The following is a 25,988-nucleotide window of genomic DNA, read 5'->3' on the forward strand; positions in this document are numbered from 1 at the left end:
CCCGCGGAGCGGGAAATGCCCCGGCAAGCCGGGGCATAGCAAACGAAGCGCGCAAGCGCGCTTCGCATTCCCGCGTGAACGCGGGAATGGAATTCCGTAAACGGAATTCCCGAAAGAAGTACAATTCGCGCAAGCGCGAATTGGGGCACCCGCGCAAGCGCGGGTGCCATGGCTGGCTACGAGGGGAGGTGCATCGCCTGTCAGCCTGCGTAGCTACTGGGAATCACAGCCACCACCCCACAATGAGAGTGACGGGCCGTCGGCCTGACGGAGTGCCGGCCCGCAGTGCAGTGACGGGCTCCACCCGAACCCCTCCCCTACCCCGGAACAACACGTTCACGTTCACTGATGCCCCGCCAGCATACACCACAACCCGTCGCCGTAGGGCGAGATTCGGACATGTATCACCCTGGAGCAGGAACCTGCCGCGTGGGTGATGCATCACGGGCGCGATCTGCGTAGTATTTGGGTCCAGACGTCACCACCCCCGGCCCATCTCGTCGTGCCGGACTTGCATTTCTGATCGCACGCCGCATTCCGTGAAAAGGAGAAACAGGAAATGGCCATCAAACTGCGTGAACATCAGGTCGAGGCCGTTGCCGCTATTGTGCGTGGTCTCGACATCCCGTCGGGCGGCATTCCTGCCAATGGTATGCGCGGGCAGGTGCACGCTGCGTGCGGAACCGGGAAAACCGTCATTGCGGCGGCTTCGGCTCGCCGCATTGTGCCCAAGGGCCGCATTCTCGTTCTGGTCCCGACACTGGACCTTTTGGCGCAGACGGTGAAGGCGTGGCACGACGTCGGGCACCGGGGGCCGGCGGTTGCAGTGTGTTCGCTCCAGGACGATCCGGAGCTGTGGGACCTTCAGGTGCGCTGCACCACGAACCCCGTGCAGTTGGCGCTGTGGCACGGCACAGGGCCTGTGACGATCTACGCGACGTACGCCAGCCTCGGTGTGCTGGCGGAAGCTTTCGAGGGCATCTACGGCCAACGGTTGGACCCGGTAGACCTCGCCTGTGTGGATGAGGCCCACAGGACTTCGGGCTCGATGGGTAAGGCGTGGGCGGACATCCACAACCAGGCGGTCATCCCGGCGTACCGGCGGCTGTATCTGACGGCGACGCCGCGGATCTGGCAGGAGCGGGACCCGCACTGGGAGGTTGCGGAGGGGGTTCGTGATGCGCTGCCGAAGGAGATGGCGGCGAGCATGGATGACGAAAGGGTCTTCGGGCCCGTTCTGTACAAGCTTTCGCTGGCGTCAGCGGTGTCTCGCGGGCTACTCGCGCGGTATCAGGTCATCGTCCTGGAGCTCCAGGACGAAGTGGTCACGCCGGAGCGGCTGATGGGCGAGGAGCGGCACGCCGAGGAGGTGCGCGGGCAGCGGCTCGGGGCGCTGCAGGCGGCGCTGCTGCACACGATGGCGCAGCACGGGCTGCAGACGTGCATCACGTTCCATCACCGGACGATAGAGGCCGCGGCGTACGCGGAGGGTTTGGAGCGGGTGGCGAAGCGGCTGCACGCGGACCAGCCGGAGATGTACCCGGCGAAGGTCTGGGCGGACTGGCTGTGCGGCGAGCACGTCCCGGAGCGCCGGCGGGGCGTGCTGGGTGAGTTCGGGTCGACCGCCCGGCGCGCGGTGCTGTCGAACTGTCGGGTGCTGGGTGAGGGCGTGGACATCCGGGCCGTGGACTCCGTCGCGCTGCTGGACCCCAAGGGCGCGCCGCACGACATCGTGCAGGCCATCGGGCGCGCTCTGCGGCAGAAGCCGGGTGAAGGGAAATTGGCCTCTTTGATTGTTCCGGTTTTTCTCCAGCCGGGGGAAAAGCCGGAGGATATGTTCACCTCGGGATCGTACCGTCCTTTGGTGAAGGTATTGGAGGGTCTGCGGGCTCACGATGAAGAGGCCGTGGAATTGCTGGCCATCCCGCAGGAGCCCCAGAAGGATGTTGCGCAGCCGTCCCAGTACATCGGATCGAAGCCGGAGGATGGTGAGGAGGAAACTCGTCTTCTGCTTCGCTTTGCTGCTCCGCGGGACCCGGTGATGGTCGCGGACTGGGTCAGCTTCAATGTGATCGACATCGAGCGGCAGGACTGGGGGCGCGGGTGGGCGAAGCTCAAGGCATTCACCGAGCGTGAGCATCACGCCCGGGTCCCGTACGAGCACAAGGAGGGCGCGTTTCCGCTGGGGACCTGGGTGGCGGAGCAGCGGCGGGCCTTCGGGGCCGGGCAGATGACCGGCAAGCGGGCGGATCGGCTGGAGGAGCTGGGCATGGTCTGGTCGATCGCGGACGAGCGGTTCGAGGAGAACTTGGCGGCGGCGCGGGTGTACTTCGCGGAGCACTGGACGTTGTGTGCGCCGCGGTCCGCGACCGCGTTGGACCGGCAGGTGGGGAGTTGGTTGTCCAATTTGCGGCGGCCTGGTGCGCTGGAGGGGCGTCCGGAGTGGGAGGCGGCGCTGCGGGCGATCGACGAGGACTGGAACCCGGCTTGGCCGGCGGAGTGGCAGCGGCGTTTCGCGGCGGTGCGGGAGATGGTGTCGGAGGAGAGCCAGAGCGCCCTGGCCTACATCGAACCGGGCGTCACCGTGCACGGGATGGACGTCGGCCGGTGGCTGGCGAAGCAGCGCCAGCACGAGGTGTGGCAGGGGCTGATGGACGGGCAGCGCGAGCGCCTGGAGCAGCTCGGCGTCCAGCCACTGCCCGCGCCGGAGCCGAAGGCGCCCGCGAAGGGGCCCACGGCGGCCCTGAGCGCCTTCGAGCGGGGCGTTGCGGCCCTGGCGCAGTACAAGGCCCGCACCGGCTCTGTGACGGTCTCCAGAGGGCACGAAGAGGCCGTTGTGGTCGATGGTCAGGAGCACCTGGTGAAGCTGGGTGTATTTCTCTCGAACGCGAAATCGAGGCGCGGCAAGCTCACCGCGGACAAGCTGGCCGCGCTGGCCGCGCTCGGGCTGGAGTGGGCGGCATGAGCACCGAGCAGCCCGACGACGATCAGAGGGACGAGATGGCGAAGATCAGCGATGCCGAGTGCCGGGTGGCGGTTCGCCGGGAGGCCGCCGGCCTGACGTGGGAGCAGCTGGGTGAGCTGATTGCAGCTGCCGGGGGCGGGGGGCATCTCGCGGTCCCGGTGGGTGAGTCGGAGCGGTTGGCTGCGGTGCGGTTGGCGGAGCTGAGGCGTATCCGGGAGTTGGTGGGACTGCAGAGCTGGGGGGATGAGTACAGCCCTGCTGGTGATCCATGTGAGCGCGGGGAGGGGTATCCGACGTCCGGCGGGGTGCGGCCGGAGGAGCGTCGGGGGGAGTTCCGGGTCCTGGCGAGGTGTGCCGACCCGGCGCATCCCGGTGCCTCGGAGGTGCTGAGCTGGGCGGTTGCCGCCTCGGTGGAGGAAGCTGCGGTGAAGGTGCGCCGTGCGAAGGAGGGCAACCTCTATGGGCCGCCGGGGTTGTTCCGGGTGGTGGAGGTATTCGAGGACGTGCCCTCGACAGGCGGTCGGCAGATGCTGGATGCGCTCTCGTGGGCCGGTGCCGAGATCGGGCGGGCCGCGGCCGCCGCGGCCGGCGGGCACGAGCCTGCCCGAGCGGGCGCGGAGTTGTTCGAAGTGCTCAGCGACTTTCTGCACCGCACCGTCATCCACCCGTGGCACCTTGCCTACCCCGGCGACCGTGGCGACGGCAGCGCCGATGGGAAGCCGGCCGGCAGCGAACACAGCCGCGCCCTGGCACGCCTGCTCCTGGCTCACCTGGAAGCTCTGGACATGCCGCTGGTGAGCGCGGCGCAGCAGCACGGTGCGGACGCCTCCGGTCAGGAGCTCGCCCGCGTCCGTGCACATGTGGCCGGCGGCTTGACCGCCCGGGCGGCCGTGTTGCAGGCCCTGGGCGGCGCCGGGCACACGCCGGAGGAGGCCGACGAGATCGTGGCGCGGCTGGAGGCCGGGGCCATCGCCTCCGCCCACAGCGGCGTCTCCGGGAGCAGCGACCTGCTGCGTATCGCCGATGCCACCGCCCAGGGCGGGCGCGCGGCCTCCAGTGCCCAGCTGGTCTCCTCCCTCCAGCCGCCGGCCTCCGCCGCCCCGGTGCAGCCTCCGGCGGAGGCTCCGGTGGGCGGACCGGCCGCGGACGCCGGCGGCCTGGAGGAGGCACCGCGGGAAGCCGCGCTCCCCCAGAGTGAGCCGGAGATGCACCGCCGACATGTGGTTGAGGAGGGCTGGGAGAGCGCGCTGCGGCGGCAGGAGGACGCCCGCCGGCGGTACCTCACCACCATCGTCCAGGCGGCTATCACCACCGTGCGCGGCCGCGAGGTCGACAACCCGGATGAGGAGCTGCTGAGCCGCCTGGATGACTTCTTCACCCGTGCCGTGGTCTTCCCCGACCCGCACAACGGCGGCGTGCGGCCGCGGCCCGACCAGGCCACCTTCGGTTGGACGAGCGAGCCGCCCGGGATTGAGCATGCCAGCGACCCCGGCCGGGCCCTGGCCGTGTTCCTCCTGGCCTACCTCGACCACTACGGTCTGCGCCTTGTAGAGGCCTCGGGCGAGTACAGGGGCGGCCATGAACCGGCCGTTCAGGGCTCGTTGGCGCTGTCCGCCGGCGATTCGGACCCGGGTGTGTCCACCGCTCTGGAGGCCCTGGCCGCACGGGCGTGGCGCAGCTACGGCATCGCTCTGCACTACACCGGCGAGGACGACCGGGACGGGGCTGAAGCCACGATGGAGGCCATGCGGCACGCCGTCCAGGCCGTTGCCCCCGGCTTCACCGCCGCGGCCCTCGTGCGCCTCGCCGAGGACCCGCGGTTGGGGTTGAGCCCTGAACAGCGCCTCTTCCTCGACCACCTGGCCGTCGACCTTGACCTCGAAACCGTTGAAGCTCTGGACGGAGCCGACCCCGGCACAAGCGAGGAGACGGGCCGTGGCCGGTGACCGTGTGGAAGAGCGGCGTGTGCAGGAGGCCGTCCGGCGGCACGTGCGCACCAGTGCCTTCGCGGAGGCGGAGAAGGTCATCTCGTTCGTGCTGTCCGACCCGCGGGTGCAGGAAGTGAGGGCACAGGTCGAGGCGGCGGAGACGCAGATCGGCAGGGAGTTGTGCGCCCGCCTCCAGCCGTTCCAGGACCGCTTCGAGCAGGCCGTGCGCGATGGCGACGCGGCCGTGCTCGCCGGGATCTGTCCGGGCAAGCACGGCCGCTGGGGACGCATCTGTGTCCTGGACGACGGTCACGAGACCTCGATAGAGGAGCCGCACTGGGGCTACAACAGCGAAGGCCGGCCGATCGCGTGGGTGGGCAGCGTCCCCGACGACTGGTGATCCGCAGGGTCAGCGGCACCGTTCCCAGGCCCTACACATACTGGGGTGCGAGGCCCGGGGGTGCTGAGCTGCGACACCGCACTGGAGTGCGTGTAGAGCCTGGGATCTTGGGTGTGGTCCCCACGATGTGTGCCCTGCCTCAGTCACCCCGGCTCAGCTGGATTCGGTGCTCGTGGAAGTGCGCCCAGTCCATGAAAAGGCGGAAGCGGCGGTGGGCTTCCAGACGCTCCGCGTCAGCCGGTTCTTCGCCGCGCTGGAGTCGGGCATCGCCGGATTGCACGAGCTCCGCGAGAGCGATCCGGACGTCGTCGACGTCCTGGTCCGTGGTAGCCGCGAGCCGGTCCAGAGAGGTGAGGGTCTCCTCTGGTTCGCCCAGGTCGTTGAGCAGGTAGTCGATGAGGGTGTCGACGAGCGGGCCGGTGCGCATCGTCCAGCGGATCCCGTCGAGGCGCCTGGCGAGTTCGTCGTCCAGGGGCAGCAGGTCGCCGGGTAGCGGAAGCGCGGTCGGCATGGACCAGCGGGTGCCGCCTGGTGTCTCTTCGCGGCGGGCCAGGCCCCACGTCAGATAAAGCTCGGACAGGTCTCGCACGGTGGTGGGCACCGGGAAGCCTGCGGTCGTCAGCGTGGCGCTGAACTGCTTCCAGCGGTCGGCTTCGCAGGCTTCGCGGCCCTCCGGCGCTTCCTCGTAGTCCCACTCTTCATCGGGCCAGGAGAACGTGAGGGGGCTGTCGAGGTCGCCGCCGATCATGTCCCAGTGCCCGTCGAAGATCTTGTGCAGCAGGTCGTCCAGGGAGCCGGTGAAGCCGGGCTGGCTCGCGGTCCCGATCAGCATGGTCAGGGCAAGGCCTTGGCGGGGCAGGACGTGCTCCCAGCCCGCGGGCCACCAGTCGTTGTGCATCGCCAGGTCCCGGCGCGGGCCGGGCACAGACGCGTTCTCAGTCATCCGCAGCTCTTCCTCGAAAACACCTCGGTGCCCGCAGCGTACGCAGCCAGATGCGGCGAGCCCTCACGAACATCCCACCCATGCCTGGTGTTCGGGGGCGGCGTACAGCTGCTCGCGGAGGCGGCCGCGCCCGCCCGCGCTTCCTGTGACATCCGGCCTGATTGAGGTCCGTGGCCAGAGCGGTCACTCGGCCAGGAGCGTGGCCTTCTGGGAATGTGCGGCCCAGAACTGCTCGGCAATGGCTCGTGCCTCTTCGGCTTCCTGCACCTGGTGGCTGCGTTCTTGGTCGATCCGTTCCAGCACCCCGCTGTGCCGCTCGACGTCACGTACAGGCTGCTTCACCTGCTTCAGGAACCACTCGTACATCTCGATGTTCTCGCCCGGAATGGAGAGATGGACGTGGCCGGGGGGCTCCCCGGTGATCCAGCCATGGGCGCGGGCGAGGTTCACGCTGTCCTCAACTGCCGCATATGTCAGGCCGGTGGCGGATGACAGCTCGGGAATGGTGAAGCTGACGCCCTGCCTGTCGGTGAGTTTGCCTGTGCCAAGGCGGTCGGCCAGTACGAACAGGCAGACACGGACAGAGTCGGGCAGATCTACCGCGAGCATGTGTCCCAGGTAACGCGTCCGCTCCTCGGCGAGGTCCTCCGGGTTATGGATGGCGGCGCGGAGTTGCGCCTTCTGCGCCGCACGGTCGTCTTGCTCCTGCGCGCGCTCTGCTTCCATCTCACGGGCTGCCTGGCGGTAGCTGGTTCCGGTCTTGGTGGCGTGCGCGCGGATGCGGGCCTTACGCGCGTTGGAGCCGTTCTTCGTCATGGCTTCTCCAGGGGCTTCCCACGCTTCTCCCGGTTCAGCGACACGATCAACGACGGGATCACGGGCCCTTGCCGGCAGGTGCCGGGGGAGCCTGGCCGTTCTGGGTCGCTGGCGGCGTGGGCGCTGCGACGGCGGCGGGGCGGCGTTCGTGTCATGCCGACTCCCAGCCTATGCACGCGAGCTTCCCTGCCCGCTCCTTTCATCCGTGCGTGGGCGTGGCGCGGTGTGGCGGGTGGCTGCCGAGGCTCCGGCTGGCGGCACTGATCAGCGCCGCCAGCCTCTACGACCGAGCGGCGGCGGTGCGCTGCAACGTCTCCTCCAAAGCGGAGGTGGCAGCCATCAGGTGCTCCGCCCGTTCCGGGTCGGCGGCCCCCTGCCGCCCTGCCTCGAACGCCAGCAGTGCCACGGCCTGCTGGAGCGCGGCCCGCAGGTCCGCGATGGGCTCGACGGTCACGATCGTCTCCCTTCCGGGTCGGTGAGGTGCGGCCACAGCCGCTTGAGGTCGTGGGCGACCCGCTCCGCCAGAACGGAGGGATCGCTGGCCGTCCACTGGTGAGCTGTCCCGATGGAGTCGGCGGTCTTCGCCCTGGAGCTGCTCTTGCTGGGGAAGGGGCCGGATACCGCGCGGGCGGTGAAGGTCGCCGGGCCGGGCGGGCGGGGCAGGAACAGCAGCGGGTGGTGCGGGGTGAAGCCGAAGTGGCCCAGGCGGGCGGCGGGCTCTTCGTCGAGGAACTGCGGCTCGGTCCACAGTCCGACGGTGACGACGAGCCAGGCGTGCGGGCGGTCAGGGTCGTTGCACAGCCACAGATCGAACGTCCCGACCTGGAGGTTCGCCTCCCGCTCCCAGACCTTCGCCCGCGGATCGAGCGCGTCGGCCCCGTCCCGGCGCAGCGGGATCAGGGCGCGCTCGAACGGAGCGATCAGATCGTCGTAGGCCGTCCGCATGGCCATGCTGCCGGCGTGGTCGACGGTGAACTGGCGATCCGGCGTGACCTCCCACTTCAGGCCGTCGGGAAGCTGGGTGGTCAGGTACTGGCGCAGCGGGCCGAGCGCCTGCGGGATGCCGTCCGTGCCGTGTCGGGCGTGCTCGGCGGCGGGCAGGCGGACCCACCAGGCGTAGTACGGCGTTCCGTCGGGGTAGGAGTCGTAGTCGACGCAGTGGTCGTACACGCAGCCCAGCGAGCCCGCGAGCTGTGTCATCGTCTTCTTGGTGCGCTCGTCCAGGTCGGGATTCTCGCCCGCGAGCTGCTGAGGGTCCTGGACTTCGAGGCGCCACACCACCCACTCGAAGTCGTCGAAGTCGTCGAAGTCCGTCACGCGGCCCCGCCCGCGGTTCGACGGTGTAACTCCTGCTGTACCCGGCAACGTCCACTCCCTGCTTCGCCTGCTCCGGAGTCCAGTACATCAAGGCCCACCAGGCGGGCGGGAGAGTTCGGCGACACCGGCCCCAACGAGCGACCCTGGGCGGGCTGCCCCCGGCGCACCGGATCAGTCGACGTCAGCTCTGCCGGGTCCTCACAGGCCCAGCCACCTGGGCCTGTTCACCAGAACGTTCGACGGCACCGAGGCTTGCTGGAGGGTCCCCGTGCCCTGACGCGGGGCCGGTAGAAGTCCGCCGCCGGTCCGCCTCAACACCTATGGCGCTGCCGGGTGCGAAGCAGCCTGCTACCCGCAGTTGTCCGGCCGGAGCGAGTGGAGCTTCGCCCGCGCGAGCGTGGTGCGCCTGAGGACCTGAGCCCGGATGAGCCGGACCGTGGGCGGGATCGGCAGAGTGACGGGGGCGCGGCTCCACCGAAGCCACAGTGCCAGGTGGCCGAGCTCGGCGGCCTGGACGAGCTTGTCGAGGGACCACTCCTTCGTACCCCGATCCACCTCGATGCTGATCAGCCGTCCCTTCCCCGAACGGTGCCGCAGTTGCAGGTCGAGACGCCCGGTCCGGTTTTGCCGAGTGGCGGTGGGCAGCGTTACCTCCCGCTGGACTTCATATCCCTGGTCGGTCGCCCAGTCGGCCACCGCGTCGGTGAAGAAGGCGGTCACCTCGGAGGCAGACAGGTCGCTGAACTGCTGTCGATTGAGCCAGGCCCGCAGGGAGCGGGCGGCGGCGTCGAGCCCGGCTTCTGTCATGAGCGACAGTCTGCCTTGGGGGCCTGACAGCTCGTCACACCCCCTGCTGTCCTCGCCCTGGCCGCCCACGCTGAGCCCCAGCCCAACGACGGCGCGGGGCAGCCGTTTGCTGCTTGCGGGTCAGGAGCGGTGCTGGATGCGATCCAGGTCGGCGTCGAGGTGTCCGGGGCCGATGATGGGCATGGAGTCTCCTTCAGGGTCGGTTGTTCAGAGGTAGGGGCTCCAGCCGCCGAAGCGGGCCATCAACTTGCGGGCATCGTCCTCATTGAGGCCGAGGGCCGCGGCGGCCTGCGCGGCTGTGGTGTCGTGTCGGGCGTCGTGGGCCGGCCAGTACCCGACCTGTGCGGCGGTCACCTCCAACCGGCGGGCCGCCCGCACAGCCGCCAGCGGGGAGGTCCTGGCCAGCTTCTCGATCTCCCCGTGCAGCTGGGTCAGCAACACGGTGACCATCTCCGGCAAGGGAATGGCCGCCTGCTCGACGTCGACGGTGTGCGCATCCCAGTCCTCCAGACAGGTGTCCGCCGTGCCGTGAGCTGCCTCGATCAGCTTCTGCTCGCCGATCGCCTCCCAGTCCAGCTCGTACCGGGGGCCACTCCAGCCACACGAGCACACCGCGCGCAGAGCGGCCGCCCGCGGCCCGTGCGCGAGAGCGCCGTCGTAAACGCTCCACTCCGAGATCGACCGTCCACCCGCACCGGAGCTCATCTCGGCCAAGACGGGGGCTGGGACGGTGCCGTCGGCCAGGAGCACGCCGACCGCTCCCTCGTGGGAGGAGCCGAACTCCTCGGTCGTCCACGTCTTCCGCTCACCCATCACAGCCTCCAGCCGCTCCGCCCACGCCCTTGGGCCCGAGCGGGCCCGAGACGACGATGCCGCAGCACCGACAGGCCCACTACCGGATTCACCGAACGGGCGTGAAGCGAGATTCAAACCGGCGGGATGATCCACGGGCTCGTGCGCCGCATGCCCACAGAGCGGGCTGACCCCGGCACACCTTGGACCGTGCCGCAGCAACGCTTCCGGGCCGCCCGCCCCAGTCGGCCTCACCAGCCATGTTGATCCTCGCCCGCCGGCTCACCGTCGCCCGGCGCCGTGGGTGCACCACCAGTCGTGGATGTCCCCCAGGCCGGACAGGTCCGGCTCCGGCAGGCCCGGGTCCACCACCGCCTCTGCGCCTTCGGGCACCAGCTCCACCTTGATGCTCCCCCCGTCCGATCCATGGTCGAACGTCTTCAGGGCCTCCAGCGCTTTCTCCTGGCTCTCGCAGATCGGAAGATGAACCGCGAATACGCGAGGGTTGCCCCCGTTGTGTGCCCCCGCTCGGATCACCAGACCAATCGCCTCCTCGAAGCACTCCAGGCCACCCACGGTGATCCGGTAGAAGGGGATGTCCTTGCCTGTGTGGTCGCCATTGCACGCGGGTTCCGCGACGTGCGGGCGGCAGGTTTCGCACTGAGCGCCCTCGGTCGCCACACGTACCCGGTCGCACGACGCGCACAGCCAGGAGTCGCACCCCGTGCAGCGGCTCGGGGCGGGGTAGCTCATGGAGTACGTTGCCAATTCCTCGGGCAACTGCTCGTCGCACGGGCACGCGGCGATCCGCGCGCGCCGTCGCGCCTCGGCTTCGGCAGCGCGGCGTTGCCGTTCCGGCTCGCCCTCGGCCCAGATCCTCGCTCGTTCCGCACTCCTGAGTCCCCGTGCTCGGGTGCAGGTCTCGCGTTCCGCTTTGCTGAGGTGGACCCAGCAGGACGCAACGGGCTGCGGCTCGCCCGGGATCGCGGGCCAGTCGGTGGGCCTGCTCTGACAGCGGCGCGCCGTGGTCTTCGTCCTCCGGATGCACCTCGCCTCGTCCGCCGGCCCGGGAGACACGGCGGGGGCACGCAGTCCTTCCGGCTCCGGCGGGGCGGAGCACACGCCGCAGCGCACACCTGCGCCTGTCACGGGCCTGTCCCCGCAGCCCGCGCACAGCCATGCGTCGCACGCTGAGCAGCAGTACTGCGAGCCGTAGGCCAGCGAGTACCGGCCGATCGAGTCCGGCACCGGCCCGCCCACCGTGCGCATCGCGCACAAGGGGCAGAGGGTCGACTGCGTCAACGGCGGTGGAGCGTCGGTGTGCGGCATCCGACCATCATGCCCACCCAGCAAGATCCGAGCCTGCGCTTCACGCCGAAGCAGCCCCTCAACAACATGGCCCCGGCCGAAAGCCTGACGATGCGACACAACCGCCTTTTGTACGCGGCAGTGTGGCCCCGGCCCGGAAGTTGTCCGGATCGGGGCCACGCTGTGCTCCAGTCGGCCTGCGGCGACTACCGCACCGCGTCCTGCCGGTCTCCTGCCTGTACCTCACCGGTCCATACCTTGCGACCTTCTGTGTTCAACAGTTTTTGCATGCGGCGCCACTGCGGCATCACGGCCGACATTCGGCGTTGCCACTGGACGCCATGAGCTGTGCCGCCGGGGCGGGTCGCATGCGCGAGCTCGTGCACCAGCACGAGCTCGGCAAGGTCGGGGGTCAGCTGAAACAAGGTCCAATGGAGTTCCACTGCGTGGCGCTTGGGCCGGTATACACCCCAGCGCCGCTTGCCCAGGTCGGTGACCCGGATCGTAGGAGCCTCGCGAAGCAGCAGGCGCCGCTGCCACTGCGGCGCCGTCGCCTGCGCCCATTGGGTGCCTTCGGTCTTGTACCACTCGATGACCGGGGTGGGGTCGTGCGCGGCCAGCTTGGCGCGGGGGATGTTGAGGTACCACGACGTGAAGCAGGGCTGACGCTCGGCGGACGTGTGATCGGCATCCACCGGTCGCAGCAGATGACCCCGGCCAAGGAACGAGAAGCCTTCCGACTGCTTCATGAAGACTTCGCGCGGGGTGGCTGCCTTGTCGCGCGAGGTGCCCACGTGAGACTCGATCCACTGGATCTTCTTACCGATGAAGTCCGTCAGGCGCTCTGTGGGGGCCGTAGGCGGGACGGCGAGGACGACGTGTCCCCCCGGTTCGATCGCGATCCCGATACTGCGGCGGCGCGGGCGGATGGAGATGGACCAGTCGTGCGCGACGAGGTGTCCGCTCGCGTGAATTGCCTCTTCGTAGGCGTGCTTTGGGGTGGTGCCCGTCATCTGGAAGTCCTTCGTGAGTGTCTTCGGTGTTGACCGACTGCCACCGCCAATCAACGAGAAAAATATACCACACTTCAATCACGCCTTGTTTGTGGGCCGCCCCTGTCCCATCGGCCTCGGCCCGTTCGGGCAGCGCGGTCCGAGCGACACTCCAGCCCCACCAGCAACGAAATCGGCCAATCGCTTCCAACAGCCCCCAGTAAGAGGCGGCGAAGGAACGCCCACGACCAACCACCAGTAGCCCCACCCACACAGAGCGCCGCCCCGCTCCAACTCGACACCCACCCGCCCCCGGCAACCGCCGGGGGCTCCGTCGTGCTGCCCGGAGGACACCACCGTGCCCACCTTCGAGACGCTCCCCCGCTTCACCACCGACCTCCAGCACCTCACCCCCGACCAGCGCCACGCCTTCCGCCAGGCCGTCACCGCTTTCGTCCACGACCTCCGCACGGGCGGCCCCTTCCGCTCCGGCCTCCGCGTCAAGGGCGTCCGCCGCGCGTCCGGCATCTTCGAACTCACCTGGGCGCAGAACGGCCGCGCGACGTGGTCATACGGCCAGGAGCAGCTGCCTGCGGCCCGCCACGTGGTGTGGCGCCGGATTGGCACTCACGCGATCCTCACCAACCCCTGACCAAAGGGGTCTCAGGTGCGATGCCCGGGTGCGCCGGCCCCTCCCGTACGGGAGGGGTGCCCCTGCGGCCGCCCCTTCCCGCTTCACACCTCCTGACTGTCGACAAGCCGGAACAACCCCGGCGCCCACACCCGCCCTTCGCACACGTCGCAGTCGCAGGCGTGCATGCACCGCAGGCACGACAGCTCATCGCAGTACGGGTCCGGCCCGTGCCACTGGTGCGCGGGATCCGGGTCCGGGCACCCCCACGTCGCGCAGCTCCGATCCTTCGACCACGTGGGGTAGATGACGTGCTCCCGCCGGCCTTCGATCCCGTGGGCCAGCGGCACACCGGGACACTCGAACCGGGAGGCTCGGCCGCCCTCCCTCGTCAGGAAGGCGGCCCGGCACCGGGAGCACTGGTACCGCCGCTCCGGGCGTTTGATCAGGTGGTGAGTCACCGGACTAGATCCCGTTGGGAGCGGGGCGAGGCGTCGCCGTGCCCGGCCGTCCTGCGGCTGCTTCTTCGGGCAGCAGGGGAACGAGGCTGACGCGCAGCACCCGGGCGCCGTCGCGGGCTACCACCTGCCACGGGCGTCGCCGCTGGTGCATGTAGCCCGCGTCCCACAGGACGGCTGTTGCCACTGCTCGGTCGATGCCGTCCACCGATTGCACCGGGGAGCCGGGCAGTTCGGCGTGCTGCCAGTGGTCGCGGCCGCTCTCGCAGATCAGCCGGACGAACGCGCGGCCCTCCCCGGTCACGTAGACCTCACCGACCCATGCCCGATCGCTGCACCTGAAGTCGGCGGAGCGCCGGTGCGAGGCACACCATGCCTCATAGCTGCCCGGCCGGAACACCTCGCCCGGATCGCGCGGCTCGGCGGGAACGGTCGGCGAGGTGGTGAACCGGACACGGTGCCCGCCGTTGGATGAGTCCGCGCTGAGCCCCACGACGTATCCGTGCCGCTCGAATGCCACCCCGTCGGCGTTGTAGCGGAAGAGGACGGCGGGCATGCCTGCACGCCATCCACCGATGCTGCCCGCAGGCAGTTCGGCCACGGTCTCGACGCGTCGCAGCGTGGCGGGGTCGCAGTTGAACTGGCCCGACCCGTAGGGCCGGAAGTCGACGCGCACGTTACGCGACTGCTGGGACCGAACCGCCTTGCTCGTGCCGTCCAGCCGTACCTGCCACTCGTGCACGGTGCCGGTGTAGGTGTCGACGATGCCGTCGGTGCCGGCGACATCCATCGCCACGGGTTCGCCGGGCTGGAAGGCCGGCGCATTGTCGAAGTGGTCGGGGTGCGGGAGGTCTTCGACGTCCCATCCCAACGTGTGGGCCGTGCAGGGGCCGCACTCGGTGCGGCCGCCCGACGCGTACAGCAGAGCGTCAGCGCCGCACGACGGGCACGCGGCGGCCGAGCCGGTGCGGCGCGGCGAATCGGCCGGAACCAGGGCCCCCAACGCGATGGCGTGGTTTCCGTCCACGTGGTGCGGCATGGTCGCGCCGACCCGGGAGATGCTCAGGAAGTCCCCGTAGCGGTCGTGGTCGGCCTTGTGCGCCCGGCCGTGGCGGGACACCGCCCGCAGGCGCACCGGTTCGGTCCAGGCGGCGGCGTACCGCTCCCCCGCATCAGGCTCGCGCGGGTCGGTGGCGGGGTCGACGTACGGTGCCTCGGTGACCAGGCGCACCCGGCGGAACCCTTCACGGGTGATCTCCCCCCACGACGCCGGACGCCACCCCTTTGGGACGCTGGTCGCGGCCGCCGCGCGCTTGCGCTCCACCTCGCGGGCAGCGTCCGCACGCGCGTCGATGAGGGCGACGATCTGTTCGGCCGCCTGCCACCGGCGCGCGGCCGGGATCGGGTACGTGGCATCGACGGTGGCGGACCCTTCGGCGAACCAGCGTTCAGCGCCGTGGCCGGTGTTCCACACGTAGCCGCTCGGGTCGCTCGCACCGTCCACGAATACGGGGGTTCGGCCGTCCGCTCCGCGCTTGCCGAAGGTGTACCGCCCCTCATGCCTGCGGTGGAGCTGTTGTGCGGCGGGCGTCTTGGACATGGGTTCTCCCGGGAGTTGAGTGTCTTCGGTTGTTGGTCGCTGCCACCGCGACCAACAAGAAAAATATACCACACTTCCATCACGTCACGGATTCCGCCCTCATCGAGCCGCCGACGAGCCCCAGGGCCGGTACCAGTACCGGCCCTGGGGCTCGTCGGCGGCTCGCCGTGGGGCGCAGCCCGTCGGCTGCACCCCGTGCGGATCACTCCCAGGAGGGGTCGTTGCGGCAGTATTCGTAGGCCAGCGCAGCGGCGGCGTCGGGGGCGGGGGCGTCGAAGTCCATGGACCAGCGGGTGAAGTCGTCTTCGCTGGAGCGGAGGACGGCGACGGTGTCGGCGTCCGGGCCGGGCTGGACTCTGGCGATCAGGAGGTCGGTGAAGTCGTCATCCCTTCGCAGCCCGATGACGGTGTACGTGCGCTGGAGTTGGGTGGTCATGCGATCAGCTACCTGGGTCGGGGTGCGTGGTGTGCGTGGTGTGCGTGGAGGGCGCGGCGGCCGGGCGGGAGCAGCAGGGTCGCACTCCCGCCCGGGGTGTCAGCCTTCGCCGAGGGTGGCGAGGAAGGCCAGGACCTGATCCTTGGTGAGGGGGACGGTGCCCCCGTCGACGTCGGCGCCGCCGGTCAGGAGTACGGGGCCGTGGTAGTTCTGCCAGATGAAGCCGAAGCGGGCGGCGAACGCGGTGGCGACCTTGTTGACGGGGTGGTTGTAGAGCCCCTCGTCGTCGATCCACATGTCGAGGGTGTTGGTGAGGGCTACGACGTCGTAGCGGTCGCAGCGCATGACCGCGCGCTTGACGGCCTGTTGGATCTTGGAGTCCGCGGGCAGGTCGAGCTGGACGAAATCGGCTTCGGGGGTGATGAGCAGGGCGGTCATGGTGACTCCGTTGGTGCGTGGTTTTCGGTTGTTGGGCGCCTGCCACCGGCTGACCCGATGAGAAAAATATACCACACTTCCATCACGTCGTGTCGAAGGCGCCCCCGCAACACCCCCGACGCGGCCGCGCCCTGCGGATGGGTCAGACGATTTCCAGGCGTACTGCTCCCGTGGCGGAAGGGGCGCCCGGCCTACTGCCGGGCGCCGGGGAGGGTGCGGGCCCGGGCCCGGCGGGAGAGATCAGGCGGAGGGAGCTATACGGCGTCTTCGGCATGCGGGACGGCGTCGCCCGGCGAGGTGTGGTGGCCGGCGTCCAGGTCGACGGTGATCGTCTGCGTCGCGGTGTGCACGGTGAAGACGGTGGCCCAGGCGTTGGCGTCGCGCTGGATCGCCTGAGCCTCGCGGGCGGCGTCGCCCGGGTCGGCCGCGTCCAGATCGATCTCCCAGGTAACGCTGTACTCGGGCATGGGTATCTCCTGCGGATAGGAGCCTGCGGGGCGAGGTGAAGGGATCTGACCGGGGTGACGGAGCCGGGGCTGGCGCAGCCCCGGCTCCAGCCCCGTCACGGCAGGAGCTGGCCTCCCGTGCGCTGCCAGTACCCGGGCGGGGCCTGGTCGGCACGCATGGGGAAGCTGGGCCCGCTGGCGGCCCACAGAGCGTCACCCGGGGCGTAGTCGGAGGGGTGCACCATCACGGTGTCGGACGGCAGGTATAGGTACCGCAAGCGCCCCTCGCGGGTGACGTCGCCCAGCGACATGTTCAGGTCGCAGAAGGTCTCGTCGGCCATGCTCCAGACCGTCGGTCAGCCACAGGGTCTCGTACGGGCCCGCCCCGGTCGCATTGTCGGCAAGGTCCAGGGTTGCCCCGTCCCATACGCGGGCCAGGCCGTCCGGGCTCAGGGTCAGGAAGTATCGGAGGACGAAGGGTTCGGCGAGGTTCGCCATGGGGGCTCCCAGGGTGCGTGGTTTTCGGTTGTTGGGCGCCTGCCACCGGCCGACCCAACGAGAAAAATATACCACACTTCTATCACGGCCGGATGGGTGCCCGGAGCGGAGACGCGGGTCCTGTAGGGCGATTCGGCATGCGGGACGGCGGGACTCCGCCCCGGTAAGCGGTGTCCCGCCGGGGCGTTGACCGCTCAGGCCGGCATCAGCCGGCCCTCGGCCCGCCGCAGCGGCCCGCATCCCCGCGTGAACCTGATCCGACCATCCCAGCGTCGGCACGACCTTCCGTGCGTCCTGACGATCCATCTGCGCCTGCACCCGAGCGGACCGGTCCCGCTCGGCTGCCAGATCAGCCCGGTCCACCGTGCGGTCGCGCGCATCCGCGCCCGCCGTGTCCGCGTCCGTCAGCGGCGCGGGGGCGTCCTCGTCGTCCGCCTGCTCCGCTTCGCTCTGCGCGGCCGCCAGTTCCGCGTCGCCGAACAGCCCGCCGTCGTCCGGCGTGGTCGGGGGCCGGGGCTGGCGGCGCTTCGGTGCCACGTACAGGTCCGCCAGGTCCTCCGCGCCGAACAGCGATTCCTCGGCCACGACCGGAGCGGATGAGGCCGCCATCTCGGTCACGAACAGCCCGTCCGCCAAGGACAGCTCGGCGCGCCGCCGGTCCTCGGCGATCTCGTCGCACTTGCGGCAGGTGCGCATGGTCCGGGCCGCGAGCCCCATGGACGCGGCCGCCGGGTCGACCGGGTTCGGCGCGAACTTCCCGCAGTAGCCCTTGACCTTGCCCGCGTCCTGGCGGTGCAGCTCCGTCGTGTGGCTCTTGGTGGTGGCGTAGTGCATGGCAAGCCCCTCTTGTCGTCGTGGTGTCGGGTGGTGGGTGATCAGGCGGCGACCAGGACGTTGTGCGCGGTCTGCCGGGCCCGCTCGGCGGCCTCGGTGCGGGTGCCGCGCTTCATCTCGTCCCACTGCGCGAACGTCAAGCGCTGTTCGACGTCCGCCCAGAAGCGGACCAGGTCCTCCGAGGCCCGTGCGTAGGCGATCGTGGCCGGGCCGCTGAACAGGGCGCGCGGGTTGATGCCCTTCGCCGTGGCCTTGTGGTTCAGCAGGTTTCCGCGGCACCAGTCCTCCGCGCGCCTCCACTGCTCCTCGCAGTGCGCCCGGTAGCTCTCGCGCGACTCGGTACGGCAGTAGGCGGCGCGGGCCGACTCCTGCTCCTGCTCCCGCTCCTGCTCCCACAGCGCGAGGCGCAGGATGCGCTCACCCTCTGCGCGCACTGCGGCGTCCGCGTCGCTCTCCAGCGGGAGGGCATCGCAGCCTGCCCACATGTCGACGTCCGCAGCGTCGTCGACCTGGAAGAGGCCGCCGAACAGGTCGTCGGCGCTCTCCTCCAGGTCCTCCCCGACCAGGTCGGCGCGCAGCGCACGCAGCGCGTGTGCCAGCTCCTCCCAGTCCATCTCGGGCAGGTGGCAGGTGGGCTCCTGAGCGGGGCGAGCGGGCGAGATCTCCAGGCGGATCGTCCGGAGTTCACCCTGGATCTCGTCGAAGCTCATGCGAGCGCCTTCCGTGCCGTACGTGGGGGGAGTGGTTGTCGGTTGCCGGCCACTGCCGCGCCAACCAACGAGAAAAATATACCACACTTCCATCACGCTCGGGGGCTCGCCTCGCACTCCGCTCCTACGGCGAGGCGTGGCCGTAGCCAGGTGGGGCCTTGCCTGCGTGCGTGGGCGAACAGCACCTACCGGTGGTCATCGTGAATCCGGCGCCGCGCCGGAAGCGCTGGCGCCGGACAACCGGACGGCGCATCTCCGCCCTGGCGGGTGCGCGGCAGACTGCGGGGCCGTGACCGGACCGCGTCATGAACGTGGCCGGCTGGACGCGGGCGACGCGGCCGGGGCCGCGGGGCGAGGACGCCGGCCGACCGGCTACGACACGGCCCGCGCCGCACACCAAACAAGGGTTCTCTTCCTCCGGCTACCGCGTAGGAAGAGATGTCCGCGCGGGCGAGGGGCCTGCCCACGGGGTCTGACCTGCATCAATGAGGCACGGCGCCAAAAGGGCTTTCGCACCCTCGGTCCAACTCTCGGTGAAACTATGAAACCAACTGTGGGGCAAACCGTGGGGCAAACCATGAGACCTACCCTCGGTCCAACTCGCGTTCGTCATCGGCCGGCTCGCTCATCCAGCTCGGCACGCAGCGCGGCGAAGGCGCGCTCGGCTGCCTGCTGGTCGCGCAGGGCTTCCATCCACCCCTCGCGCGCTTCGGCGTCCGGCTGACGCGGTGGGCACGCACCACGAGTACGTCGCCGGTACGCCTCCAGCGCAGAGGCGCTGTGCGGGGCTGCGAGCGACTGCCAGAAATGGCTCTCCGGTTCGCGCAGGCGCGCAGCGTGCCGGGGCGGCTGTGCCGGCACCTCGGCGCGGCGGGCCGCGAGGGCGTGGCGCAGGCCGGGGCGGAGCTGGGTCTCGTAGTGCTGCCAGGCGGGGGTGTTGGTGCCGTCCAGGGAGCGGAGCAGGGCGGTGTAGCGCTCGGCGGTCTCGTCCGCGGCAGGGTTCTTGGCGGGCTGGGGTACCGGGGCGTGGGTGGGGGGCAGGTCGCCGGTGTGCTGGCGACGCGCCAGTTCGTGGTGGACGTAGGCGATGGGGTTGCGGAGGTGTCCGGGCACGCCCCAGGTCTGGAGTTCGGCGGCCAGGCTCTGGGGGGTCCAGCCGGCGTCGAGCAGCGGGCGCAGGGCGTAGGCGAGTTTGCGTGAGCAGGTGCGGTGGAGCCACCAGATCTCCGTCTGGAGCTGCTGGGTGGCGGTGATGTGCCGGGCGCAGCGCTGCGGGGTGGTGCGGTGGTGGTGGTGGAAGGTGGGGTTTTTGCGCCTCGCGCGCGTGCGCGAGGTGTAGTTAATACCCCCGTCTACCTGCACCTGTAGGTGGTCTGTGGAGACCACCACAGAAGGGGTGCAACGCGTCCGGTCGGCCTTGCGTCGGGCTTCGGCGACGGCGCGGTGCCGGCCGTGGGCAGTGACGCCGATGATGCGGGCGTGGTAGCCGTGTCCGGACAGGCGACGGCCGCGGGCTTCGTCGTACGCGGGCGGGGCGACGGCGGCGAAGATCGTGGCGGTGGCGCGGTATCCGTCGCCGGCCTTCCAGGTGCCCTTGGTGCGCCGCACGTTGGCCTTGGTGCCGTGTTCGACGTAGGCGATCAGGCCGAGCTCGCGCAGGTGCTTGGCGGCGTACATCACGGTGCGGCGGGAGACGCCCAGGGCGCGGGCGGTGGCGTCGGCGGCGAAGACGAAGTGGCCGTCGCGGCTGCGGCGCATGCGGGCGGCGAAGAGCTGGGCCAGGCGCAGCGCGGTGGCGCCGGCCTTGGGGTGGTAGCCGCTGGTGATCATGTGGTGGGCGGCGGCGAGGAAGTCTTCGCCGCGGCGCAGCCGGCGGGAGGCGGTGGTGCAGTGTTCCTGGTCGTCCGGGTCGAGGACGAGGGTGAATTCTGGTCGCGCCGAGCCGGTTTCCTTGGTGCGGTGGCCGCCGGTGGGGTGGTCGGGCATGATGAAAATGCGCGCTTTCCTAGCAGGGAGTGCTGACGCCGTGAGGCGTGGGTGGCCGCGGAGGTGATGACTCCGCGGCCACCGTCGTGTTCAGTGCGGGATGCGGGCTCTGTCCCCGTCCGGCGGGGCCGTGGCGGGGGTGCGGGGGACCAGGAGAAGGTCGTCGATGCTTCCGCGCCCGCCGGTCTGCTGCTGCCAGCCCTCGTAGATGTGGTGGATGACGGAGCGGGCGATCAGCCGGTACTCCTCCGCGGACTGTTCCTGTCCGGCGAGCGTCCCTATCGGGCGGGTGTGGCAGTACAGGGCGAGCATTTCGGCGATCAGCGGGGTGTGCGGCCGGGCCGCTGTGTCCAGGTCGGTGCAGGCCGGCTGGTGGGGCTGCGCGGGTGCGGGCGCCGGGGGGTTGGGCGTGGTGAACCAGAACACTGGGTCTCCTTGTCGTCAGGCCGCGGTGGCGGCGGGCGCGGTGGCGGGGGCGAGCCAGATGTCGGTCGGGGTGGCCGGGCCGAGGACGGGGGTGACGATCGGGGCGAAGGGGCCGCGGTCGCGCAGTTCGTCGAGGGTCGTGATGCCGGCCCTGATGCCGGCGGTGGGCAGGCGGGGGTCGGCCGCGGCGAGGCTGCGCAGGTCGTTGATGCGGCTCTGCAGGCGCGCGCTCGTGGCGCCGGTGAGGACGAGAAGGACGCGGGGGTAGAGGGGGTAGCGGCTGCGCCACGCCAGCTGCGGCTTGGCGGTGGCGGCGCGTGCCGCGCGGGTGGCCGGCTGCGGGGCGTAGGCGTGGTAGGCGGCGTAGGCGTGGAGTTTCTGGGCGAGGCGGCCCACGGTCATCTGGGCGCGGTCGACCTCAATGAAGAAGGTGAGCAGCGTGCGCCGGTCGGCTTCGGTGTGGACGTAGTGGAGAACCGCGTCCGGGACCAGCGACAGCTCCTCGCCGGGCCGGTCTTCGGCGCGGTAGTAGTGGGCGATCTCCGGAGTCCAGTCGAGGGGGCCGCATTCGTGGCCGAGGCGGGCGGCGTGGGTGACGAAAGCGGCGCCGGTTTCGACGGTGGCCAGGGTGTGCTCCTGCAGGGGCCCGGCGGCTGCCTGCCGGCTCATGCGGTAGGGGCGCTTGGGCAGCAGGCCGGTGGCCTCCACAGCTTCGGCCCCGCCCTCGGTCAGCCACCACAGCAGTTCGCTCTGGCCATGGCGGCGGCGGTTGACGCAATCAGCCAAGCCGTCGCTACGCAGGCTCCGAAGCTGGCGGCGGAGGTACTCGGAAGTCGTGTTCTGGGGCGTGATCAGGCGGTGGAGTTGGCCGGTGGACACCAGGCGGTGCTGGTAGAGGACGTTAAGGGCGTGCTGGCCGGTGGTGCTGACGCCGGCGGGGACGGGGTGGGTGTAGGGCATGGTGGCTCCTATCCGAGGTGGGTGTGCTGGTCGTCGCCGCGGCCGCCGGCGCCCCCGCCGCTGGGGGGTGCGGGGGGTGCGGTGAACAGCTCGCGGATGTCGTCGTCGAGGGTTTCGAGGGCGTCGAGTACTTCGCCGACCACGCGGCGGCGGGTGTTGGTGTCGATCGCCTGGCGGAGAGCGGGCAGTCCGTCGGGGTTGTAGTACTTGGCGAAGATCTCGTCGACGGGCAGGCCGCGGACCCGGAAGGGCTTGGTGGGGCGGCCGTCGAGAGCGATCGACATCAGGTAGTGGTATTTGGGGAGTTCGGTGATGGTTTCGGCGGTGACGTGCCCGTTCCACCGGCGGGCGACGAAGGCTGCTTCGTCGTAGTCGGCCGCGCAGGTGGCGAGCAGCGACTGGTTTTGCAGCAGCGCCTGCCGGGTGGTGGCGGACAGGCGCAGCGCCATCTGCGTCATGCCGATAAAGCGGACCTCGTACTTGCGGAGCTGTTCGGCGATGGCGGCGAGGAAGCCCTTGGACGAGGAGTCCAGGGCGGTGAGTTCGTCGCCCCAGGACCAGAACGTCTTGCGGTCGGCGCGGGGGGTGTCCTGGCGGGAGAGGCCGGCGCGGTGCAGGTCGTGGATGAGCAGGCAGGAGACCAGGGCATCGGATTCGGAGCCGGAGGGGCAGACGAAGACGATCTTGCCAGTGTCCATGGCGGTGCGGACGTCGTAGCCGGAGCGCGGGGAGCCGAAGAACGCGCGCAGCGAGATGGAGGTGTCGAGGCGGTCGATCGCGTAGGTGACGGTGGGCACCGCGTTCTCCGCCAGCTTCGGGAACGTCGTGGTCCAGTACTTACGGACGGTGGGCGGCAGGTGCGGCAGGAGCGCTTCACGCCAGCGGTCGTCGGTCAACCACGAGCGGATTTGGAACACGGTGGGCTGCAGATCGGGACGGCCGGCGTCGACCGCCTGGAGCGCGATGAGGGCCAGGGCCTGGACGGTGCGCGCCAGGATGGTGCGGGCGCGCGGTGCCCTGTCGCCCCAGTCCTGCGCGGCGGCGATGCCCTCGGTGACCGCGCGGACGACCTCCTGGACGTGCGTGGCGTCACGCCCCTCCATCGACAGCGGGTTCCACGACACCACCCGCTGGTCGGGGGTGGGCGTGGCGAGGTTGATCTCCCACACCCGGTCCTGCAGGTGCGGGTGCGCGAGGTAGGGCTGCGCGCGCACCCACGCTTCACCGTGCGGGTCGAGGAACCAGACGCCGTGGCCGTTGTGGGCCAGGGCGATGGCCTGGACGAGGGCCTCCTCGGTCTTGCCATGGCCGGACTTGCCCAGCAAGAGGGCGAACAGCAGGTCCTCGACGCGGGCTGCGCCGATGCGTTCGACGCCGTCGGGGTAGACGACGGCGCCCAGCGGTACGAGGTCGGGCTGCCCGGTGTAGACGGGCAGGTTGGCCGGGGCGGGCGGGACAATCCCGCCGGAGCGCACGATGTTGCTGCCCGAGCAGCGGGTGGTGGGGGGCTTGAGGAATCCGGCGAGTTCGGGGGTGGTCAGCCACTGCCGGCGGTGGGGCGCGAACTCGCCGGTGGCCATGCGGTGGTCGAAGCGGGCGATGGCACGGCGGGCCTTGGGTCGGCGGGGGCGGAAGTAGTTCTCGCCGCTGGTGGTGGCGAGGGCGGCGAGCAGCTGGTTCATGCGGGCGTGGGCGGCCTGGGGGTGGCGGGCGGTGGTGCGCAGCAGGAGCTGGACGGCGAAGACCGTGCCGCCGGGGGTGAACTTGCCGACGCTGTCGCGGACGTCGCTCTGCCGCGGCACCCGGTTCGTGGTGCGTGCGGAGCGGTTGCCGTTCCAGTCGGAGGTCAGGGCGTCCATGAGGCCGGCCCCGAGGCCGGCGGTGCTGCCGGTGGTGAGGCGCTCGCCGTAGGCGGAGGGGCCGCGGCGGCGGGCGGCGGCGAGCAGGGCGCGGCGGCGGCGGGCGAGGCGGCGCTCGCTGACGGGGATCAGGTCCAGGCACATCTCGGCCTGCTCGCCTGCCTCGCTGCGGACGCCGGCGAGGGCGGCGGCCAGCGACTGCAGCGGGTCGGGGTTCAGGCCCAGGGAGGCGAGGGGCTTGGCGTCGGGGAGCGCCAGGACGAGTTCCGCGCGCTCGGTGTACTGCGGGGCGGCCGCGGTCGGGGACGGGTGGGGCTTGGTCAGGTCGATGAGGCTCATCGCCGGGCCTCCTTGCTCAGGGAGAAGTGCACGGGGTGGATGTCGGGGGCGGCGTTGGGGGTGCGGACCTCGACCTCGGCGTAGGCCGGCATGCGCAGCACCGCGGCCGCGTCGGCCGGGCCTTCGAGGTAGCAGCGCATCTGGCCGTCGGTGACCGTGTAGCGCAGGCGGGCGGCGGAGCCGCGGGCCGGGGCGCCGGCCGCGTGGTGGATCCGGGTGACGTGGTGGGCTGCCCGCCCGATCTCGTCCAGGCCGGGGTTGAACGTGGACGTCGGCACCAACTCGACACGGGCCCGGTGGGCCAGGGCTGCGTCTGCCTGCCGGCGGCGGCGCAGACCGATGGCCCCGGCGGCGATGGCGCCGACGAGGATGAGGGCTGCGAGGTAGGGGGAGCTCGCGGCGATGACGTGTGCGGCGTCGAGGGCGGCTGCCGCGCCGGGCAGCTCGGCGCTCATGCCCGGCTCCGGTCGGGGTGCGTGTACTGCTGCATGGGTCCTCCAGCGGTTGCGGTCCTTTCACCAGGACCAAGTGCGGCTGGAAGGCCGATTCGGACAGCACCCCCTCAACTTTTCTTTTTCTTTACCTTTGAGGTCGGCGGCCGTTGACGGTGAGGTGCCCGCCGCGGATGGCGATCCGGACTCCCCGCTCATCCATCGCGGCGGCCGGCGCCCGTCTCCTCGTCGCGTCCCGCGGATGTCGCCACGGCTGCGCGGGCGCCTGCCGGAACGTGGTTGGCCGATCGGGTTGGCCGATCGGCCACGGCCTGCCGATCGGCCACTGGCCTGCCGGTCGGCCATCGGCCATGACCGATCGGGCGCTGTCGGCCATCGGCCATGACCGGGCCTCACGAAGGGGCCACGGACCGCCGCTGCGTCCGGATCGGCCACCCCCGCCGGCCGCCCCGCCACGGACACGCCGCCATCTCCAGGGCATGCCCAGAACCACGGCAGCCGGCGGCAGCAGGCATGCCCAGGAACAGCGCCGCCTCAGGACAGGGCTGCCCTGGCACGCCCTCGCTGCCCAAGGGCATGCCCAAGACCGGCGCCAGGCCCCCGCACGGGACTGCCCCAGGGCGGGAAAAGGCATGCCCATTCCATGGGCATGCCTCCCACCTGCTGTTTTAGGGCTGCGGGCAGGCCTTTGGGCATGCCCGCGTGAGGAGTGTTTACGGCACGAGCTGAAAGGAGCGGTGCCGTGAACACGACCCCGAACACGACCCCCGGGATCTTCCGTCGTCTGGACGCGGAATGGGCTGAGCTGTGCGCAGACCCTGGCGTGCGAGGCGCCGTCTACGGATGGCTGATGGCCGACTGCCTGGCCGTCGAGGTCGCGGTCGTGACCGATTCCTGGGTGCGTTCGCTGGGTCCCGAACAGCTCCTCGCCGCGCTTCGTCCGACCGGATCGGCCACGGGCGATGCCCTGACCGATGCGGTGCTGCGCGCCCTCCTCGACCGGGCGGCCGGCCATGGCCGATCGGCCATCTTGGCCGCGCGCATCGTGGTGCAGGCGATGATCCCGGCCGCGGTGCGCATCACGCACGGACAGATTCGCCCCTTCGGTGGCCGCACCCTCGACGACGTCGGCCACATGACCATCGCCGCGCTCTTCGAGATCGCGCGCAGCGGCAAGGTGCTCGGCCGCCCCGGCCGGCCGGCCGCCAACCTCGCACTCGATGCACTGCGCCGTGTCCTGGACGACCTGGCCGCCGATCGTGAACCCCGCGGATCGGACCTGAAGGCCGCCGAGGACCTCGCCGATCCGCTCGATCCCTTCGACCCCGCATGCGCCTGCCTGCTGCGCTGCGCCGCGACCGCCGCCGGCCTCGACGAGACCCCGGCCGAGGAAGAGCTCACCACCGCGCGCCTGCAACTGCTGGAGCTGGTCCTGGACGCGATGGACGACGGCACTCTCAGCGAGGCCGACGCCCGCGTCATCGCCGGGCACTACCGCAACACCCCGGCTCCCCTGCCCGACCGCGAGGCCGCCCGCGCGGCCGACACCAGCGTCAGCACCTGGCAGCGCCGCCGCAGCCGCGCCGTCGCGCGCCTGAAGACCGCCACCCGATCCACCGCTGCCTGACCAACCGGCTGAAGGAGTTC

General features: G+C 70.6%; 24 protein-coding genes. 5 read left to right on the forward strand and 19 right to left on the reverse strand.

Features of this window, described 5'->3' with window-relative positions:
* Window positions 1-559: 559 nt before the first annotated feature.
* Genes IEY78_RS29360 through IEY78_RS29370 form a run of 3 tightly spaced genes read left to right on the forward strand, consistent with a single transcriptional unit; the run spans window position 560 to window position 5,293 of the window.
* Window positions 560-2,965: a DEAD/DEAH box helicase gene (locus IEY78_RS29360; protein WP_189103400.1), complete on the forward strand. Its 2,406-nt coding sequence runs from the start codon at window positions 560-562 to the stop codon at window positions 2,963-2,965.
* On the forward strand, window positions 2,962-4,911 hold the full coding sequence (locus IEY78_RS34680) for a hypothetical protein (protein WP_229700240.1): 1,950 nt from the start codon (window positions 2,962-2,964) through the stop codon (window positions 4,909-4,911). Before IEY78_RS29360 ends, IEY78_RS34680 begins: the two co-directional genes overlap by 4 nt.
* Complete coding sequence (locus IEY78_RS29370) at window positions 4,901-5,293, forward strand: hypothetical protein (protein ID WP_229700241.1); 393 nt, start codon at window positions 4,901-4,903, stop codon at window positions 5,291-5,293. The genes IEY78_RS34680 and IEY78_RS29370 overlap by 11 nt, the downstream gene beginning before the upstream one ends.
* 139 nt (window positions 5,294-5,432) lie before the next feature.
* Here the strand turns inward: IEY78_RS29370 and IEY78_RS29375 are convergent, their stop codons facing one another.
* The 8 genes from IEY78_RS29375 to IEY78_RS29410 form a co-directional block, all read right to left on the reverse strand.
* Entirely contained in the window at window positions 5,433-6,236 is an 804-nt protein-coding gene (locus IEY78_RS29375; RefSeq protein WP_189103402.1) for a DUF6042 family protein, read from the reverse strand.
* A gap of 183 nt (window positions 6,237-6,419) precedes the next feature.
* Window positions 6,420-7,052 (reverse strand): hypothetical protein, encoded by a 633-nt coding sequence (locus tag IEY78_RS29380; RefSeq protein WP_189103404.1) that lies wholly within the window; start codon window positions 7,050-7,052, stop codon window positions 6,420-6,422.
* A 280-nt stretch (window positions 7,053-7,332) separates the two neighbouring features.
* Entirely contained in the window at window positions 7,333-7,506 is a 174-nt protein-coding gene (locus IEY78_RS29385) for a hypothetical protein (RefSeq protein WP_189103406.1), read from the reverse strand.
* A complete protein-coding gene (locus IEY78_RS29390; RefSeq protein ID WP_189103407.1) occupies window positions 7,503-8,369 on the reverse strand; it encodes a hypothetical protein in 867 nt (288 codons plus the stop codon). Before IEY78_RS29390 ends, IEY78_RS29385 begins: the two co-directional genes overlap by 4 nt.
* Before the next feature lie 348 nt (window positions 8,370-8,717).
* The gene (locus IEY78_RS29395; RefSeq protein ID WP_189103409.1) at window positions 8,718-9,176 is read right to left on the reverse strand and encodes a hypothetical protein; all 459 of its coding nucleotides are present in this window, start codon (window positions 9,174-9,176) and stop codon (window positions 8,718-8,720) included.
* Window positions 9,177-9,383: 207 nt separating this feature from the next.
* Window positions 9,384-9,989: a hypothetical protein gene (locus tag IEY78_RS29400; protein WP_189103411.1), complete on the reverse strand. Its 606-nt coding sequence runs from the start codon at window positions 9,987-9,989 to the stop codon at window positions 9,384-9,386.
* Window positions 9,990-10,250: 261 nt separating this feature from the next.
* Entirely contained in the window at window positions 10,251-10,649 is a 399-nt protein-coding gene (locus IEY78_RS29405) for a hypothetical protein (protein WP_189103413.1), read from the reverse strand.
* Window positions 10,650-11,482: 833 nt separating this feature from the next.
* Window positions 11,483-12,289 carry a M48 family metallopeptidase gene (locus IEY78_RS29410; RefSeq protein ID WP_189103415.1) on the reverse strand — a complete coding sequence of 269 codons (807 nt, stop codon included), beginning with the start codon at window positions 12,287-12,289 and terminating at the stop codon, window positions 11,483-11,485.
* Between the two features lie 337 nt (window positions 12,290-12,626).
* Here IEY78_RS29410 and IEY78_RS29415 point away from each other — a divergent pair, with 337 nt between their 5' ends.
* Window positions 12,627-12,920, forward strand: a complete 294-nt coding sequence (locus IEY78_RS29415; protein WP_189103417.1) for a hypothetical protein — start codon at window positions 12,627-12,629, stop codon at window positions 12,918-12,920.
* 444 nt (window positions 12,921-13,364) lie between these two features.
* Here IEY78_RS29415 and IEY78_RS29420 read toward each other — a convergent pair whose 3' ends face one another.
* The 11 genes from IEY78_RS29420 to IEY78_RS29470 form a co-directional block, all read right to left on the reverse strand.
* Window positions 13,365-14,957, reverse strand: coding sequence for a hypothetical protein (locus tag IEY78_RS29420; RefSeq protein WP_189103419.1), 1,593 nt, complete (start codon window positions 14,955-14,957; stop codon window positions 13,365-13,367).
* A 202-nt stretch (window positions 14,958-15,159) separates the two neighbouring features.
* On the reverse strand, window positions 15,160-15,393 hold the full coding sequence (locus IEY78_RS29425; RefSeq protein ID WP_189103421.1) for a hypothetical protein: 234 nt from the start codon (window positions 15,391-15,393) through the stop codon (window positions 15,160-15,162).
* A gap of 99 nt (window positions 15,394-15,492) precedes the next feature.
* Window positions 15,493-15,831, reverse strand: a complete 339-nt coding sequence (locus tag IEY78_RS29430) for a DUF3846 domain-containing protein (protein ID WP_189103422.1) — start codon at window positions 15,829-15,831, stop codon at window positions 15,493-15,495.
* A 254-nt stretch (window positions 15,832-16,085) separates the two neighbouring features.
* On the reverse strand, window positions 16,086-16,298 hold the full coding sequence (locus IEY78_RS29435; protein WP_189103424.1) for a hypothetical protein: 213 nt from the start codon (window positions 16,296-16,298) through the stop codon (window positions 16,086-16,088).
* A gap of 192 nt (window positions 16,299-16,490) precedes the next feature.
* Complete coding sequence (locus IEY78_RS29440; protein WP_189103426.1) at window positions 16,491-17,609, reverse strand: hypothetical protein; 1,119 nt, start codon at window positions 17,607-17,609, stop codon at window positions 16,491-16,493.
* A 41-nt stretch (window positions 17,610-17,650) separates the two neighbouring features.
* The gene (locus IEY78_RS29445; RefSeq protein ID WP_189103428.1) at window positions 17,651-18,319 is read right to left on the reverse strand and encodes a hypothetical protein; all 669 of its coding nucleotides are present in this window, start codon (window positions 18,317-18,319) and stop codon (window positions 17,651-17,653) included.
* Window positions 18,320-18,928: 609 nt separating this feature from the next.
* Window positions 18,929-20,305: a hypothetical protein gene (locus tag IEY78_RS29450; protein ID WP_189103430.1), complete on the reverse strand. Its 1,377-nt coding sequence runs from the start codon at window positions 20,303-20,305 to the stop codon at window positions 18,929-18,931.
* 90 nt (window positions 20,306-20,395) lie between these two features.
* Window positions 20,396-20,731, reverse strand: coding sequence for a hypothetical protein (locus IEY78_RS29455; protein WP_189103431.1), 336 nt, complete (start codon window positions 20,729-20,731; stop codon window positions 20,396-20,398).
* A 15-nt stretch (window positions 20,732-20,746) separates the two neighbouring features.
* Window positions 20,747-21,691 carry a replication-relaxation family protein gene (locus IEY78_RS29460; protein WP_189103434.1) on the reverse strand — a complete coding sequence of 315 codons (945 nt, stop codon included), beginning with the start codon at window positions 21,689-21,691 and terminating at the stop codon, window positions 20,747-20,749.
* 8 nt (window positions 21,692-21,699) lie between these two features.
* Window positions 21,700-23,889 carry a type IV secretory system conjugative DNA transfer family protein gene (locus IEY78_RS29465; protein WP_229700242.1) on the reverse strand — a complete coding sequence of 730 codons (2,190 nt, stop codon included), beginning with the start codon at window positions 23,887-23,889 and terminating at the stop codon, window positions 21,700-21,702.
* Window positions 23,886-24,344 carry a hypothetical protein gene (locus IEY78_RS29470; RefSeq protein ID WP_189103436.1) on the reverse strand — a complete coding sequence of 153 codons (459 nt, stop codon included), beginning with the start codon at window positions 24,342-24,344 and terminating at the stop codon, window positions 23,886-23,888. Before IEY78_RS29470 ends, IEY78_RS29465 begins: the two co-directional genes overlap by 4 nt.
* 739 nt (window positions 24,345-25,083) lie before the next feature.
* Between IEY78_RS29470 and IEY78_RS29475 the strand changes: the two genes are divergently transcribed.
* Window positions 25,084-25,968, forward strand: a complete 885-nt coding sequence (locus tag IEY78_RS29475) for a hypothetical protein (RefSeq protein ID WP_189103438.1) — start codon at window positions 25,084-25,086, stop codon at window positions 25,966-25,968.
* Window positions 25,969-25,988 lie beyond the last annotated feature (20 nt).

Source organism: Streptomyces kronopolitis (assembly GCF_014646275.1).
GTDB classification, from domain to species: Bacteria; Actinomycetota; Actinomycetes; order Streptomycetales; family Streptomycetaceae; genus Streptomyces; species Streptomyces kronopolitis.

What these genes read in the sequence shown, in the direction of transcription:
- IEY78_RS29360 (WP_189103400.1), top strand. Translation starts at nt 560, where the DNA reads ATGGCCATCAAACTGCGTGAACATCAGGTCGAGGCCGTTGCCGCTATT.
- IEY78_RS34680 (WP_229700240.1), top strand. Translation starts at nt 2,962, where the DNA reads ATGAGCACCGAGCAGCCCGACGACGATCAGAGGGACGAGATGGCGAAG.
- IEY78_RS29375 (WP_189103402.1), bottom strand. Translation starts at nt 6,236, where the DNA reads ATGACTGAGAACGCGTCTGTGCCCGGCCCGCGCCGGGACCTGGCGATG.
- IEY78_RS29380 (WP_189103404.1), bottom strand. Translation starts at nt 7,052, where the DNA reads ATGACGAAGAACGGCTCCAACGCGCGTAAGGCCCGCATCCGCGCGCAC.
- IEY78_RS29395 (WP_189103409.1), bottom strand. Translation starts at nt 9,176, where the DNA reads ATGACAGAAGCCGGGCTCGACGCCGCCGCCCGCTCCCTGCGGGCCTGG.
- IEY78_RS29400 (WP_189103411.1), bottom strand. Translation starts at nt 9,989, where the DNA reads ATGGGTGAGCGGAAGACGTGGACGACCGAGGAGTTCGGCTCCTCCCAC.
- IEY78_RS29410 (WP_189103415.1), bottom strand. Translation starts at nt 12,289, where the DNA reads ATGACGGGCACCACCCCAAAGCACGCCTACGAAGAGGCAATTCACGCG.
- IEY78_RS29420 (WP_189103419.1), bottom strand. Translation starts at nt 14,957, where the DNA reads ATGTCCAAGACGCCCGCCGCACAACAGCTCCACCGCAGGCATGAGGGG.
- IEY78_RS29425 (WP_189103421.1), bottom strand. Translation starts at nt 15,393, where the DNA reads ATGACCACCCAACTCCAGCGCACGTACACCGTCATCGGGCTGCGAAGG.
- IEY78_RS29430 (WP_189103422.1), bottom strand. Translation starts at nt 15,831, where the DNA reads ATGACCGCCCTGCTCATCACCCCCGAAGCCGATTTCGTCCAGCTCGAC.
- IEY78_RS29435 (WP_189103424.1), bottom strand. Translation starts at nt 16,298, where the DNA reads ATGCCCGAGTACAGCGTTACCTGGGAGATCGATCTGGACGCGGCCGAC.
- IEY78_RS29440 (WP_189103426.1), bottom strand. Translation starts at nt 17,609, where the DNA reads ATGCACTACGCCACCACCAAGAGCCACACGACGGAGCTGCACCGCCAG.
- IEY78_RS29445 (WP_189103428.1), bottom strand. Translation starts at nt 18,319, where the DNA reads ATGAGCTTCGACGAGATCCAGGGTGAACTCCGGACGATCCGCCTGGAG.
- IEY78_RS29450 (WP_189103430.1), bottom strand. Translation starts at nt 20,305, where the DNA reads ATGCCCGACCACCCCACCGGCGGCCACCGCACCAAGGAAACCGGCTCG.
- IEY78_RS29460 (WP_189103434.1), bottom strand. Translation starts at nt 21,691, where the DNA reads ATGCCCTACACCCACCCCGTCCCCGCCGGCGTCAGCACCACCGGCCAG.
- IEY78_RS29465 (WP_229700242.1), bottom strand. Translation starts at nt 23,889, where the DNA reads ATGAGCCTCATCGACCTGACCAAGCCCCACCCGTCCCCGACCGCGGCC.
- IEY78_RS29470 (WP_189103436.1), bottom strand. Translation starts at nt 24,344, where the DNA reads ATGAGCGCCGAGCTGCCCGGCGCGGCAGCCGCCCTCGACGCCGCACAC.